Here is a 14,856-nt window from a genome sequence, read left to right as displayed (position 1 = left end):
ATTCGGCACTATCCCGTGCGGAATAGGTGTGCGCCGGCGATGGAGCCGGCTCTGCGGTCAGGCGGCAGCGGCGGGCAGGCGGTGCGCCAGCCAGCAACGGCCGCTGATCCCGGCGAAGTCGTCGACCGCCAGTTCCGCGGTGCGCCAGCGGGCTTCACCCATCGACAGGAGCCGCGAACTCGCGGTGCGCACGGTCGGGGTGAAGCTGCGGCCCAAGGGGCGCACCGGTGTGCGCGCGCCGATGACGAAGCGCCGCATCCAGAGCGTGTCGCTCTTGCCGCGCGACAGCCCGTCCTGTGCGTAGAGCAGGACCTGGGCCATCTGGGCCACGCCTACGAGCGCGTCGACCAAGGAGACCGACGGCCCGTAAGCGGCTTCCGCTCCGCAGGTGTGCGTGTGCTCGTCCGTGGCGACGACGCGCTGCAGCCCTCGGATCTCCTGCCGGTCGAGGTTGACGCGGACCTGCTCGGCGTACTGTTCGCGCTGCTTGTAGCCCACGCCGTAGTGGCGGGCGCGCGCCGGCCCGAGTGCCTGCTTCTCGTCGGCGTACGTGGCCGGTTCCCCTGCGTCGCCGTCTTGTTCGTGCATGAGCGTGCAGCGCACTTTCAGACGCCCGACCCGGCAGTCGAACGTACTGGCCAGGTGGCCGTGTTCCCCGGTCGGACGGTCGACGGCGACGAGCCTGCCGTGCACAGGAAAGTCCGCGAGGTCCTCGTGCGGCGTGCTGCCGGCCCGTACGTCGGCGTGGCGCAGCCAGATCCTGCGCCGGCCGGCGGCGCCGAGCCCGAAGGCCCGGCCGATGTGTGTCTCCGCCAGGTTCGCGGCGAGCACCAGCGCGTCGATGCTGCTCAGATGCGGTCGCAGCTCGTCGGCGCCCGTCTTGCGGGACCAGTCGCGCGGATAGGTGAGCGTGCCGCGCGCGGTGACGAGCGCACCCGGCTCGGCGGAACCGTCGGTCGTGATGCCCTTGAGGCTTTGAGTGACGCGTTTGTATCCGCTTCCGAAAAAGCGGGAGCTGCCAGGACCGAGACAGCTATCCAGAGATCCGTATAGTAATTCTTTGTTGCTCATTCCCCGTTTACCTTCCCCCGTGTCACGAGCCAAGCGGCCCGGACAGAAAAAAGAGTATCCGGCGATCAAAGGGAAAAGCAATTAGCCAAGGGAATCTGTGACGGCCTCCACAGATCCACATAAAGAAATCCTCAAAAAGGGATCCTTTAATTCCAGTTCTATCGGATCAATTCCAGAATCCGGCCTGAGATCATTCGCAGGCGATCACGCGCGGCCAGCGGTCGGCGAGCAGATCACCGAGCAGTGCCCTCAGCCGCTCACGGTCCTGCGCGGGCACGGCGGAGAGGAAGTCCTGCTCCACGGCGTCGACGGCGCGCCCCGCGCGCTCGAGTGCCTCGCGGCCGCTGTCGGTGAGGCGCAGGATGTAGCGCCTGCGGTCCGACGGGTTACGCCGCCGCTCCACATGGCCGCCCTGCTCCATCTCGTCGATCAGAGCCACCATGGTCGTGGGGTCGAGATGGAGCAGTCTGCTCAGATCCTGCTGAGACAGGCTCAGATCGCTCTCCAGCGCCGCGAGGACGTAGAAATAGCGCAGGCGCATCCCCTGCGCCATGAGCACCCGCTCCGCGTCCTCCATCAGGATCGATCCGGCCTTGTTCAGCAGATAGCCGGTCCTGCGGACGAGGGGGAAGTCGAGCCCGGCGGGTTGCGCCGGGGTGGGCGTCGCCTTTGCCATCCGGGCCGTTCCCCTTTCCTGCTGAGATCTCGGTGAAGGACCGGACCAGGGGATGCCGTTTCTCGGTGATGCCGAACATTCCCTGCGCCGATCATCGATCGCGTCAAGGGTACTTGCGGTGGCACCGGCCTCCAAGGCCGGTGCCACTCACGCTGCCGCGACCGATCGGGCGGGTAGCCCGGCCGTCTCCCCCGGTCGACGAACGGGCTACCCATCTCCCCCGGCACGAACGGACTGGGCCACGGCCGGCACTCCGGCGCTCTCGTCCTCCAAGAGCCCTTGCGTGTCGGCGGCGTTCACCACAGCCCGGCTCTCCACGTCCACGGTCCCCCCGCCCCGGGCGCTCTCGTGCAGGTCGCGCGTACGGATGAAGACGAATCCCACGACCGCACCCACGGCGGCGACGGCCGCGCACACGAGCATCACATCGGTCAGCCCGTCCACGAAGGCGGTGCGGGCCGCCGCATCGAGCGCGGCGGCCGTCCCCGATGGCGCCCGGCTGACGGCTTCCGCGCCGCCGCCTGCCGCCACGGCCTCGCCGAACTCATGCGCGTCCGGGCCCAGTTGCCGCCCCGCACCGGACTCCGCGAAGAGGTCGGCCACCCTGCCCTGGAACGCCGCGCCGAACCCTGCGATACCGATGGCGACGCCCACCTGCTGGAACGTCTCGTTGATCCCCGATGCCATGCCCGCCTTGGACGGTTCCACGACGGCGATGGACAACGACGCGCGCGGCGGATTGAAAAGACCCATGCCCAGGCCGATCCCGAACATGCTCGGCAGCAGCGCGGTCCAGGAAGTGTCCGGTCCGGTGAGCGCGACGAGGGAGAGACCGAGCGCGATGAGCGCGAGGGAAGTTCCCATCAGCAGCCGCTGCGGCACTCGTGTGGTCAGCGATCCCGAGACCGCGGCCGCGACGAACAGCGTGGCGGTCAGCGGAAGGAACCGCAGGCCGGTCTCCCACGGCGAGTACGCAAGGACGTTCTGCACGTACGACACCAGGAGGAAGATCGCGGACATCGTCGCCGCGGCGCACAGCAGCGTCACCACCGATACCCCGTTGAACGTCCTGTTCCTGAACAACGACAGCTGGAACATGGCCCGTTCACCGCGATGCCGCTCCACGAGACCGAACGCCGCGAGGAGCACCACAGAGGCCAGGAACATGCCGACGATGGGCGCACTGGCCCACCCCTCGGCCTCTCCTCGCAGCAGCGCGAGTACGAGCAGGGTCAGCGCGCCGGTGAAGAGCACCAGACCCCACCAGTCGACAGCGGGGGCCGACTCCACGCGGGACTCGCGCATCCGCAGCGCGCTCACGACCATGGCGAGCAGTCCGACCGGGACGTTCACCAGGAAGATCCAGCGCCAGCTCAGCCCATCGGTGAGCGCGCCCCCGATGAGCGGGCCGAAGGCGATGGACAGGCCGACCACGCCACCGAAGACGCCGAAGGCCTTGCCTCGGTCCTTGCCCTGGTACTCCTGCCCGATCAGCGCGGGTCCGACGGCGAACAGGACCGCTCCCCCGAGTCCTTGGACCCCCCGGGCCACGGACAGGACCGCGGCATCGTTCGCGAGGCCGCAGGCGAGCGAGGCCACCAGGAACACGACGAAGCCGATGTTGAAGACCCGCTTGCGCCCCAGGCGGTCCGCCAGCGATCCCGCTGTCAGCAGAACAGCGGCGAGACCGAGGGCGTACGCGTCGAGCACCCACTGCAGCGAAGTGAAACTCGCGTCGAACGCGTCCCTGATGTCGGGCAGCGCCACATTCACCACGGTCAGGTCGAGCAGCAGCATGAACGTGGCCACACACACCACGGCCAGGGTCCACCCTCGCCCGCCCGTCGATGTCGTTCGTCCGGACATCATTCCCCCGAATCCAGGATGATCGAGTAATCAAATCATCGATGTTACCGACGATTCGAGAAGCTACGAAGACACTGGACGCCTGTCAACGGGCTGCTCCTGTCTCGGCCACCATCCGACCGGAAACCGCCGCACCTGGCCGCCGCGACCCCGCCCGGTCACGCGCCCGGCCGGTACCTCCGCTCGACATGCCCCTCGAGGTCCTCGGGATAGAAGTAGACGGGCCGCAGGTTGCCCTGCGCGTAGCGTTCGGCCTGGTCGTCGAAGTGCGGCGAGTCAGGATCCCCGCTGCCGCCTCCCGCCGTGACCGCCCAGGCGCGCAGCCGCGGTCCGAACTCCACCACCGCCACAAAGCTGTTGCCGCTGGTGCCGTAGTAGCGCTTCGTTCCCGGGTAACGCATCGCTCCGAACGACGCGAGCGAGCCCCATCGCGCCGAGGTGAAGGGCACGGGGATGCTCGGCTTGTCGTCGCTGAACTCCTGGACGAGCGAACCGTCGTTGCGCTGATAGCGGTTGATGTCGCCCCACGGCACCTGCCAGCCGCCGAAGTCCCGCATCAGCCGCTCGACCGCAGTCTGGAGCGCCCCGAGCCGCTGCTCATCGGAAGCACGGTCGGCCATGTAGTCCCACACCGACATACCGGCATCCACGGCCGACTTAGATGTGAGCGCCCACAGCGCCTCACCCCAGAACACGGCCAGCGACGTGGCGGTCGACCGCTCGGCCCAGCGGTGGTCCCAGCCGCGCAGCAGGGCGACAGGACCGGCCAGCTTCGCCTTCTGCCCGTGGCCCGCGGGCAGTTGGTCCCATGCGGCGACGAGCCCCGGCACCAGGCGTGCGAAGGCGGTGAGGTACGGATCGAAGGCGGCCGCGATCAGCTTCCGCGGGGTGAAGTCGTCGCGCGCGGACAGCACCCGGATCGCCTGCGGTCCGCGCGGGTTCTCTCCGGCCTGGTCGAAGTAGCGTGGATAGTCGGCCGCGTCGGGGCTGTCCGCGCCGGCGGCGGTCCAGGGCCAGTTGTTCGTGTTGAACGCCCAGCCGTTCCTCGGGCTCACGGCCTGCGGCATGCTCGCGAGGCTGTGCAGGCCGCGCCAGTCGGTCGCCGGATCGCTGCCGTCGACGGGCTTGCGGTAGTCGAAGCGATCATCACGCACCGGCATGAACTGCGGCATCAGGAAGGCGATGTCGCCCTTCGAGTCCGCGAAGAGTGTGTTGTTCGAGCTGTTGGCCCTGAGCCCCGCGACCCGGAGATAGCCCGCGTAGTCCCGTGTCTTGGTGCGCAGGAAGCTCTGCTTGAGCGCATCGAGCGGCTTGTTCATCAGTGCGCACGCGATCCACTTGCCGTCCGCCTCACGAACGATCGGGCCGTGGTGCGTGGCGAAGGTGGTGAAGCTGCGCTCGTCCTGTCCGCCGTCCTCGGTACGAAAGGACAACGTGATCGTCTTTGTCGTCACGGGGCGCAGCTCGTCGCCGTAACGGTAGGAGCGGCTGCCGTCCGCCCCGGTCACGATCCGCTCGGCGAACTCGTCGACGTTGTCGACGCCACTCGTCGTGTGCATCCAGCCTGTGTGCGCGTTGAAGCCCTGGTAGACGAAGAACTGCCCCCAGGTGGCGGCGCCGTAGACATTGAGTCCGTCGCCGCTGGTCACATGCTGCTCGGAACGGAAGAAGAAGCTGGTGTGGGGGTTGATCAGGAGCAGCGCACGGCCGTCCCGCGTACGGCTCGGCGCGATCGCCATGCCGTTCGATCCCGTGGGTTCGCGTAGCAGCAGCCCGCGTTCCTCATCGGTCATCGGCAGCGCCCGCTCGCCGTAGAAGGCTTCGAGCTGGCTGAGCGGCACCGATTCGATGTTGCCGCCGATGCTGCCCTCCGAGAAGCTCAACGGCATCCACGGCTCGAACCGCTTGAGCACGCGCGGACGCACCTCGGGGTGTGTCGCGAGGTAGTGGTTCAGCCCGTCCGCCCAGGCCCGCATCAACGTACGCAGCCAGGCCGGGGTCTTCGCATACTCCTTCTTGAGGGCTTCGGGGTCGAGGAACAGCCGCTGGCGCAGGTCCTGCCAGATCGCGCTCTCGCCGTCCGCCTCGGCGAGCCGACCCAGGGCGACCAGATAATTGCGTTCGATCCGGTTGAAGTCGTCCTCGGCCTGGGCGTACATCATCCCGAACACCGCGTCGGCGTCGCTCTCGCCCACCACGTGCGGAACGCCCCAGTCATCGCGGCTGATCGTCACACGCGCCGCATGTCTGCGCCGGCGGGCCGCATCGGGCAGCGACTCCTCCGATATCGCGAACGCGGCGCCGGATGGCAGCCCTGTCGCGACAGCGGCGAGCCCGACCGCTCCGCCCAGGACGCGGCGTCGGCTCACCTCTGTGTTCTGCGCGTGGCTCATGAATTGCTCCACCTTCCGTCGGGAATCGAGAAGTCACCACGAGACCGGCCGACCGTGCGTACGCGTCCGGTGATCACCCACACGGACAGTCCTATCCATGGGGCGGCAGGCTGACAAGACCTCAGCTGCCGGAGGCCCGCGGCCCGACGACTCGGTCGAATGTCCGGGAGCCGAGCTCGATGGCCATGATTCCGCGTGATCCGGTCACGACCACCACTCCACGTGGGGCAAGGACTTTGGTTCGCCACAGGGGCGACCCGACTCGCACGTGGTGCTCCTGTCCGTTCTCCAGGGACCACAGGCCCACGGAACAGGTATGACCGCCGGTGACGGCGATCGGCCACTCGCCGTACCGAGCCATGTCGACGTCCGTCAACTCCATGTGGTGCCCGCGCTCCAGTTGGGCGTGAGTCATCCGCGTACCGTCTTCGGCGTTCCAGACGTCCAACCGGGAGTAGGACCCGACGCCGACGATGGCAGAGACGTGGCCCGCACGGACGAAGGAAACAGCCGTGGTCCGGAATGGACTGTCGCTGCCCGCACGTGCGGAAAGGGCCAGATCCTCGAATCTTGCGTCATCGCCGGTCACGGTCCACAAGCGCGTCTGGGCTTCCACCCAGTCCCATGTGACGCATCGCAGGGCATCGTCCGGCTGGTCGGGAAGTGGAGCCACCGCGAATCTGTCGGCGTGGCACTGGAGCGGTGGCCGGGTCGGTTCGCCCGAGGCCAGGTCGAAGAAGCCCAGCCGACCGCTGACGGCGGCGGCGAGCAGCAGCGGTCGCTCACGCTCGACGACCGCGATGCGTCCCCACTCCTCCTCCGCCGGGAGTGTGCGGCCGTACGACACTTGTCCGTCCGGGAATCGCCGCAGCGCGAAGAGCCCTTCCGTGTCCAAGGTGAGGAAGGACGTCGGATCGCCGGGCAGCGCCGCCAGGCTGCGGTAACGCCTCCCGGCCGACGATTCGATTCTCGCGAGGACGTCGCCGGTTTCCGCGGCGAAGACCACGAGCCCTCCGTCCGCGCCGAGCGCCGCGACGCAGTCGCCCTCCATAACCCCTTCCCCGGCGCCCGCGACAACCGCGTGGTACTCGTTGGCGGCCGGGGCTTCCGGACGATCCGCCCTGCTGTCCCAGACCCGGACGGCGCCGTCGCGTCCGCCCGTGATGACCCAGCAGGTTCCGTCCAGTTCACACTGCGCCACGGATTCCACACCGCCGTCGTGAACGGCGATTCGCCTTGCTTCTCCCTGGATCGACCGGCGGAAGAACACGTCCCCGTTCCAGTCGCCCCAGCACCACAGATCGCTGTGCCGACCGGTGATGAGGGTGGAGAATACGCCGGCGCCACCGCGATACGGATCGCCGATCCTCGTCCCTCGTACGGGATCCCATGCGATCGCATGCCCGACCTGTGTCCCGAGGAGCAACGCTGGTCCACCCTCGTGCTCCGCGATCGAAGCGCTCCAGATATGCAGGTCGTCACGCCAACCCGACAGCTCCACGCAGGCTTTGAAAGGTTCACCGATCGGCCGGCCGGACTGGACATCCCACGTGCTGATCTCGGCCCTGTCCGTGGTCAGCACGGCCAGACATCGTCCGCCCGCATGGCCCACCGTGAGTACTCGTTCCTGCTCTCCGAGAACAATGCGGGGAAGATCAAGCAACCCGCCGTCCTCGGCGGACAGGATCTCGATGACGTGCTCCTCGCTGACGGTCGCGACCGCGGCGTCGCCCCCGACGACGACGGACCAAACACCGTGCAGGGCTCGCTGGTCCGCGAGAACGCGCCGGCCGTCGGTCGTGTCCGGCATCGTGCGCAGCAGACGACCGTCCTGGTGGAGCGTGATGATGGTGATGCCCTCGCTCTGGACGAACGCCGTCATGTCGACGATGGCCGATTCGGGTTCGTGCACCCCGGATGCCAACGGGGCGCCGTCCCTGAGGAACCATGCCTGGACAGCCCACGCGCTTGCCGAGAGCACCACGGCTCCCCTCGGGTGCTCGACGGTGGCGAGGGCGAGGACGTAGTCGTCGTGATGACCGAGCATACGAGTCGCTGCGAGGTCGTCCCAGTGCGCCCAGCGCACCGCCCAGGGGCGGTCGGGAAACGCGGCGGACAATGAGGCGGCCAACTCCTCGTCGCCGGCCATGCGCGCCGCCATCTCGAGGTAGCAGACGCGCTCGTCCTCGGACGCCACGAGCAGTTGCTGTCCGACTCGCTGGACGGTGCGGGCCATCCTGCGGCCCGACGGGGTGCACGCCGCCGGCAGGGCTGCCAGCAGGCGGGCAGGATCCATCACGGCCAGGAAACTCGCGTCACACAGCAGCCTGTCGAGCACATGACCCTGGCCTGCGTGGAAGGGCAGATAGGTGCGCGTGTAGGCGTCGGCGTCCGCCCATACCAGCCCGTCGCCGGACGTCGGCGACAAGCGCTCGAGAAGTACTTCCGTGAGACGCCGGTGGATCTCGGCCGGTGGACGCTGCCGGACACTGAGCTGGCGCAGGTGCTCGCCGAGCGCTTCGTGGAAGAGCCGAAACCGGACTCCCGACCCGCGTTCGGTGCGGTGGAGCAGGTCGATCGCCTTGGTGTCCAGGAGCAGCCGGTTGACGTCCCGTTCCGAGTACGTGTCGGTACCCAGTGCTGTGGCCGCGGCCGCCCAGGTTCGCGGATCGTCGAAGCCGTCCCCCTGCGACCACGCCAGCGCCATCAGCAGGTCGCGCAACCACGGTCCGCCTGGCCGCACGTCACGCAGGTAGCGTTCCATCGCGGCGCCGACGGTGGTGGGAAACGTCCCCTGCCAGCCCGCGCTGTCCGTGTCGACGGGTTCGCTCGCCGCCATGAGGGACAGTGCGGTGAGCTGTGCCACCAGGAAACTGCGGCCGCAGCGGACTGCCACGGCAGCGCCGACCGACGCCGCGAGTTCAGGGCAGGACCGGTAGGGCGTGGGAGTCTGCGGGTCGCTCTCGGCGAGCAGCGTGAGGCGGACGTACTCGGCGATGTCACGCCGGTCCAGATAGCGGGCCTCGTCCAGGTCGATGACTCGTACCGAGCCTCCGAACAGGCGCAACAGGTCGTCCTCACCTCCCGGACGAGTGCCGACGAGGAGGCGTATGCCCGTCCTGCCCGACGCCGCCGCGAGGGGTTCCAGCAGGTCGACGACGAGCCGCTGGGCGTCCACTGCCTCGTCGACCCCGTCCACGACCACCACGGTCGACCGTTGTTCCCGGGCTTCTCGGAGGTGGGCGAGCAGGCCACCGGCCGTTGCCTCGTCGATGGTCAGCGCCCGTGAGATCTCAGCGGCAACCTCGTCGACCGTGCGGCCCCTCACATGCACGGCGGCGCCGAGGGCGCCGATCTGCGGTAGCGCCTGATCCGGTGCCGTGGGCGTCTCCCCGCGCAGCCGGGCGTCGGCCAGGCTCACCAGCCGCCCGAGAACGGCCGACTTGCCTGATCCAGGTGCCCCGGTCACCACACGGGACCGCGCGATGTCCGGACCCTCCGTGTTGATCCACGCGGTCAGCTCGCCCACGGCCTGCACGCGTCCAGCGAAGTAGGTGCCTTCTCGGAGGCTGGACGGCAGAACACCACGCCCTCGCGGACGAAAGTGACCGCGCAGCTGCTCGGCCCGCTCTGTGGCTGCACTCTCCAGCCTTCGCGCGAGAAGGAGTTGATGCTCGGCCTGCCGCGCGGTTCGCTCCCGAAGCCGGTCGACGACCGGCGGAACCGCGATGGCACTCACCATCAGCAGAGCGGTGAGGACGACCATGGCGGGTGTGACTCGGTCGGCGGAGACCAGTCCGAGCAGGGCCCCGATCGCGACCGCCACGCCGGGAAGCAGATGGATCAGCAGCCGAACCGTCAGTGACCACCGGTTGCCGCTCCGACGCAGTGAGTGCACAGCATCATTCGTATAGCCAACTCGCGTCTGTCGTACAGGATTTGCGTCAATGACCACCCGGCACGAGCAGGCGCCCGGCGGGCGTCACACAGAGATCTCAGAGATCAGGGAGAAACTCAAGAGCCCGCAAGGAAAGTGACACGAACCTTTCGGTCCGGATTGTCCCTGTTCGTATCCACCAGACACACCGACTGCCACGTCCCCAGCTCCAGCCGACCCCCCAGCACAGGCAACGTCGCATGCGGCGGCACCAGCGCGGGCAGGACGTGGTCGCGGCCGTGGCCGGGGCTGCCGTGGCGGTGTTGCCAGCGGTCGTCTGCCGGGAGCAGGGTGTGCAGCGTGGCCAGCAGGTCGTTGTCGCTGCCCGCGCCCGTCTCCAGGATCGCGATGCCCGCGGTCGCGTGGGGGACGAAGACGTTGAGCAGGCCGTCGCGGCCTGCCGCCGCCTCACTCAGGAAGCTCTGGATGTCGTCGGTGAGGTCGAAGACCTTCTCGGCCGACCCGGTGGTGATGTTCAGGACACGTGTGGTGAAAGCGTCAGACATGGGTTCATCGTCCCTCACCAACCTCCCATTCGCTGATACGTGGCGTCCGCCTTTCGAGACGGCATTGACCGTACGTGGACGATCTGGCTACGTTCTGCGGCATGTTGCGTTCAGCCCTGCTCACCACGCGCGGTCACATCGACCTGCTGCGGGTGGCTTCTGCTGCGTGTCGCCGCGGCTGCTGACGTTCTCTCAGCCCGCTTCTCCCCCTCCGCTCTTCCCTGCCCTGCTGCCTTCGCGCGGTTGATTTCACCGTCCCGCGCGTAGGCCTTTCGGGCATCCCTCCCTCCTGCCGTGGAGCACCCATGAGCATCAGCCATGCCCCGCCGGATTCCACATCCGACATTTCGGGAATATCCAAGTCCGATGATGCCGACGATGTCGGTGATGTCGGTGATGTCGACGGCGCCGACCGGGACGGCAAAGACGTCAAGGGCATCAATGACGTCGAAGCCACCCGGTCGGCCGAGCCCGATCTCGTCCCCATCGTCCCGTCGTCCACCCGCCGCACCCGCGTCCCCCGCTGGCTGCGCCGCACCTCCGGCCCCCTCGCGCTTCTCGCCCTGTGGCAACTCCTCAGCTCCACAGGGGTGTTGACCCAGGACATCCTCGCCTCGCCGGGGACCATCGCAGGCGTCGCCCGTGACCTGCTCGGCGACGGATCGCTGACCTCCGCCATGGGGGTCTCCCTGCAACGGGTCGCGGTGGGGCTGTTGCTCGGCACCGTCGTCGGCACCTCGCTCGCGCTCATCTCGGGGCTCTTCCGCGTCGGCGAGGATCTCGTCGACGCCAGCGTGCAGATGCTGCGCACCGTGCCGTTCGTCGGGCTCATCCCGCTGTTCATCATCTGGTTCGGCATCGGCGAGGCGCCCAAGGTCGCCATCATCACGCTCGGCGTCTCGTTCCCGCTCTATCTGAACGTGTACGCGGGAATCCGCGGGGTCGACTCGCAGCTCATCGAGGCCGGGGAGTCCCTCGGGCTCTCGCGATGGGGGCTCGTGCGGCACGTCATCCTGCCGGGCGCGCTGCCGGGTGCGATGACCGGTCTGCGCTACTCCCTCGGCATCGCCTGGCTCGCCCTCGTCTTCGCCGAGCAGATCAACGCGGACTCCGGCATCGGCTTCCTGATGGTCCAGGCGCGTGACTTCCTGCGGACCGATGTGATCGTCGTCTGCCTGATCGTCTACGCCTTCCTCGGCCTCATCGCCGACTACATCGTCCGCACCCTCGAAAGGCTGCTGCTGCAATGGCGACCGACGTTCACCGGCCGGTGACCCCTACCGCCCCCACGGCCAACGCCCCCACCAAGCAAGCCACTTCGGCCGTACGAGTCGAAGGGCTGACCCGCTCCTTCGACGGGCGTGCCGTCATCGATCAGCTCGATCTCGACGTGCGGCCCGGCGAGTTCGTGGCGCTGCTCGGGCGCAGCGGCTGCGGCAAGTCGACCCTGCTGCGCATCCTCGCCGGGCTCGACCGCGACATCGAGGGAACGGTCCTCGTGCCGCGCCGCAAGGCGGTCGCGTTCCAGGCACCGCGGCTCATGCCGTGGAAGCGCGTCTGGCGCAACGTCCTGCTCGGCCTGAAGGGAAAGCCCGAACGCGGCGTCGCCGAGCGGGCGTTGGAGGAGGTCGGGCTCAAGCACCGGACGAACGCCTGGCCCAAGACGCTCTCCGGTGGCGAGGCCCAGCGCGCCTCGCTGGCGCGTGCCCTGGTGCGCGAGCCCGATCTGCTGCTGCTCGACGAGCCGTTCGGCGCCCTCGACGCGCTCACCCGTATCAAGGCCCAGCGTCTCGTCGACGAGCTGTGGCAGCGACGCGGCTGCGCCGTCCTGCTCGTCACGCACGACGTCGAGGAAGCCGTGCTCCTCGCCGACCGGGTCCTTGTCATGGACGACGGGGTCATCGCGTACGAGACCGAGATCGATCTGGACCGGCCGCGCGGCATCTCCGATCCGCGCTTCGGCGAGCTGCGCGCCGAGCTTCTGCAGCGCCTGGGCGTCGACGCGCCCGCCTCCGCGGAAGCGGAAGCGGAAGCGGAAGCGGAAACCGAGGCCGCCGCCGCTGCGTGAACCGCCCGCACTCCCCCTCCCCGTGAACAGCACGAACACACCGAACGGACTCACCATGCGACGACACCTCGCCGCCCCCGCCCTGCTCCTCCCGCTAGCCCTGCTGCTCGCCGCATGCTCCGGCTCCCCCTCTGCCAACACCTCGTCCGCAGGCTCGGGCGGCGGGACCGACGGCAAGGGGTCGCTCACCCTCAACGTCGGGGACCAGAAGGGTGGTTCGGAGGCCGTGCTGCGCGCGGCCGGGGAGCTCGACGACCTGAAGTACAAGATCCGCTGGTCCACCTTCACCTCCGGGCCGCCCCTTCTGGAGGCCGTCAACGCCAAGGCCGTGGACATCGGCGCCGTAGGCAACACGCCACCCGTCTTCGCCGCCGGAGCGAACTCGAAGATCTCCGTGGTGGCCGCCACCCACGGGACCGCCTCGGGTGAGGCCATCCTCGTACCGAACGACTCGCCGCTGAAGAAGGCCAAGGACCTCAAGGGGAAGTCCGTCGCCGTGGCGCAGGGTTCGTCGGCGCACTACCAGCTGATCGCGTCCCTGAAGAAGGCAGGGCTCGGCTTCAAGGACGTCAAGGTCAAGTATCTGCAGCCGGCCGACGCGCTGGCCGCGTTCACCAGCGGAAAGGTGGACGCCTGGTCGGTCTGGGACCCGTACACCTCGCAGGTTCTCGAAGGCAAGAAGGGCCGTGTCCTGACCGACGGCGACGGCGTGGTGAACGGCCTCAACTTCCAGGTGGCGGCGCCGGGCGCGCTCAAGGACAAGAAGAAGTCCGCGGCGGTCGACGACTACCTCAGGCGGCTGCGCAAGGCCCAGGACTGGGTCTACGACCACCCGGAGGCGTGGGCGAAGGTCTGGGCGAAGGACACCGGCCTGCCTTACGAGGTCGCGCTCGCGGCCGTCAAGCGCAGCAACGGCACGCGGGTCCCGGTGGCCGTGGACAAGAACGTGATCGCCTCCGAGCAGAAGATCGCGGACACCTTCACCGACCAGAAGCTCATTCCGCGCCGTATCGACTTCGGTGACTTCGTCGACACCCGCTTCAACGGCAGCCTGCCGCCCTCGACCAGCAAGCCGCGCACGTACGGCAAGGAGTCCTGACGATGACCGTCCACCTCAACTGGTTCCTGCCGACCGGCGGCGACGGCCGCACCCTCGTCGACCGGCACGCCTACACCGACGGCGGCATCACGCGCTCCCGTGTCACCCCGGTCAGCGGGGTGCGGGCCCCCGACATCGACTATCTGATCCAGATCGCCAAGGCCGCCGAGCAGCTGGGCTTCGAGGCGGTACTGACCCCGACCGGCACCTGGTGCGAGGACGCCTGGCTGACGACGGTCGCGCTGGCCCAGCACACGGAGCGGCTCAAGTTCCTGGTGGCGTTCCGGCCGGGTGTCATCTCCCCCGTGCTCGCCGCACAGATGGCGGCCACATATCAGCGCATCACGCGCGGGCGGCTGCTCCTGAACGTCGTCACGGGCGGCGACTCGACCGAGCAGCGGCGTTTCGGCGATCACCTTGACCACGATCGGCGTTACTCCCGGACGGACGAGTTCCTGTCGGTCGTACGGGGCGTGTGGGGCGGCAAGCCCTTTGACTTCCACGGGGAGCACTACGACGTCGAGGGCGGTCTCACCGCGCTGCCGCCGGACCCGCTGCCGGAGATCTTCTTCGGTGGTTCGTCGGCGGCGGCCGGGCCGGTCGCGGCGCGGCACACGGATGTGTATCTGACGTGGGGCGAGCCGCCGGAGCAGGTGAAGCAGAAGATCGACTGGATTCGTGGGCTCGCCGAGGAGCAGGGGCGCACGGTCCGGTTCGGGATCCGGCTTCACACCATCTCGCGTGATTCGGCCGCCGAGGCGTGGGCCACCGCGAACCGGCTGCTCGACGACCTCAACCCGGACACCGTCGCCGCCGCCCAGCAGGCGCTCGGCCGCAGCGAGTCCGTCGGCCAGCAGCGGATGCTGGCTCTGCACGGCGGTTCCCGCGACGACCTGGAGATCTCGCCGAATCTGTGGGCGGGCGTCGGTCTCGTACGGGGCGGTGCGGGCACCGCGCTAGTCGGCAGCCACGCGGACGTCGCCGACCGGATCGAGGAGTATCACGCGCTCGGCGTCGAGCACTTCGTGCTTTCGGGCTATCCGCATCTGGAGGAGGCGTACTGGTTCGGCGAGGGCGTGATCCCGGATCTGGCGGCGCGGGGGCTGCTGCCCCGGATACCGGCGTCGCAGCTTGCCGGGGTGCCCGCGGCGAACGGGCGTCCGGCCTCCGCTCCGGGCGGCGCCCCGCTCCTGGTGGCGGGCGGGCGCTGACCCAGCTGGCACAACTGGCTCGTACGCCG

At 68.7% G+C, this 14,856-nt stretch carries 11 protein-coding genes; 5 read left to right on the top strand and 6 right to left on the bottom strand.

Annotation, left to right across the window (positions count from 1 at the left end; translation table 11 throughout):
• Positions 1 to 57: 57 nt before the first annotated feature.
• The 6 genes from ABD378_RS22310 to ABD378_RS22285 form a co-directional block, all read right to left on the bottom strand.
• Positions 58 to 1,071 (bottom strand): AvrD family protein, encoded by a 1,014-nt coding sequence (locus tag ABD378_RS22310; RefSeq protein WP_344522864.1) that lies wholly within the window; start codon positions 1,069 to 1,071, stop codon positions 58 to 60.
• 190 nt (positions 1,072 to 1,261) lie between these two features.
• On the bottom strand, positions 1,262 to 1,747 hold the full coding sequence (locus ABD378_RS22305; RefSeq protein ID WP_344522862.1) for a MarR family winged helix-turn-helix transcriptional regulator: 486 nt from the start codon (positions 1,745 to 1,747) through the stop codon (positions 1,262 to 1,264).
• Positions 1,748 to 1,954: 207 nt separating this feature from the next.
• Entirely contained in the window at positions 1,955 to 3,562 is a 1,608-nt protein-coding gene (locus tag ABD378_RS22300) for an MFS transporter (protein WP_344522860.1), read from the bottom strand.
• A 209-nt stretch (positions 3,563 to 3,771) separates the two neighbouring features.
• Complete coding sequence (locus tag ABD378_RS22295) at positions 3,772 to 6,006, bottom strand: penicillin acylase family protein (RefSeq protein ID WP_344522858.1); 2,235 nt, start codon at positions 6,004 to 6,006, stop codon at positions 3,772 to 3,774.
• Positions 6,007 to 6,127: 121 nt separating this feature from the next.
• The gene (locus ABD378_RS22290; RefSeq protein ID WP_344522856.1) at positions 6,128 to 9,904 is read right to left on the bottom strand and encodes a hypothetical protein; all 3,777 of its coding nucleotides are present in this window, start codon (positions 9,902 to 9,904) and stop codon (positions 6,128 to 6,130) included.
• Positions 9,905 to 10,020: 116 nt separating this feature from the next.
• Positions 10,021 to 10,449, bottom strand: a complete 429-nt coding sequence (locus ABD378_RS22285; RefSeq protein WP_344522854.1) for a secondary thiamine-phosphate synthase enzyme YjbQ — start codon at positions 10,447 to 10,449, stop codon at positions 10,021 to 10,023.
• Between the two features lie 101 nt (positions 10,450 to 10,550).
• On the opposite strand from ABD378_RS22285, the gene ABD378_RS44215 reads away from it, so the two are divergent.
• The 5 genes from ABD378_RS44215 to ABD378_RS22265 all read left to right on the top strand — a co-directional run bounded on the left by ABD378_RS44215 (position 10,551) and on the right by ABD378_RS22265 (position 14,827).
• Complete coding sequence (locus ABD378_RS44215) at positions 10,551 to 10,634, top strand: putative leader peptide (protein ID WP_349817350.1); 84 nt, start codon at positions 10,551 to 10,553, stop codon at positions 10,632 to 10,634.
• Positions 10,635 to 10,754: 120 nt separating this feature from the next.
• Positions 10,755 to 11,723 (top strand): ABC transporter permease, encoded by a 969-nt coding sequence (locus tag ABD378_RS22280; protein WP_344522852.1) that lies wholly within the window; start codon positions 10,755 to 10,757, stop codon positions 11,721 to 11,723.
• Positions 11,696 to 12,517 (top strand): ABC transporter ATP-binding protein, encoded by an 822-nt coding sequence (locus ABD378_RS22275; protein WP_344522850.1) that lies wholly within the window; start codon positions 11,696 to 11,698, stop codon positions 12,515 to 12,517. The genes ABD378_RS22280 and ABD378_RS22275 overlap by 28 nt, the downstream gene beginning before the upstream one ends.
• A 55-nt stretch (positions 12,518 to 12,572) precedes the next feature.
• Positions 12,573 to 13,616 carry an ABC transporter substrate-binding protein gene (locus ABD378_RS22270; protein WP_344522848.1) on the top strand — a complete coding sequence of 348 codons (1,044 nt, stop codon included), beginning with the start codon at positions 12,573 to 12,575 and terminating at the stop codon, positions 13,614 to 13,616.
• Positions 13,617 to 13,618: 2 nt separating this feature from the next.
• On the top strand, positions 13,619 to 14,827 hold the full coding sequence (locus ABD378_RS22265; protein ID WP_344522846.1) for an LLM class flavin-dependent oxidoreductase: 1,209 nt from the start codon (positions 13,619 to 13,621) through the stop codon (positions 14,825 to 14,827).
• Positions 14,828 to 14,856 lie beyond the last annotated feature (29 nt).

Source organism: Streptomyces rectiviolaceus, from assembly GCF_039533825.1.
Lineage (GTDB): Bacteria > Actinomycetota > Actinomycetes > Streptomycetales > Streptomycetaceae > Streptomyces > Streptomyces rectiviolaceus.
The sequence above is the reverse complement of the archived record's forward strand: the minus strand, read 5'-3'. Positions and strand labels throughout refer to the sequence as shown.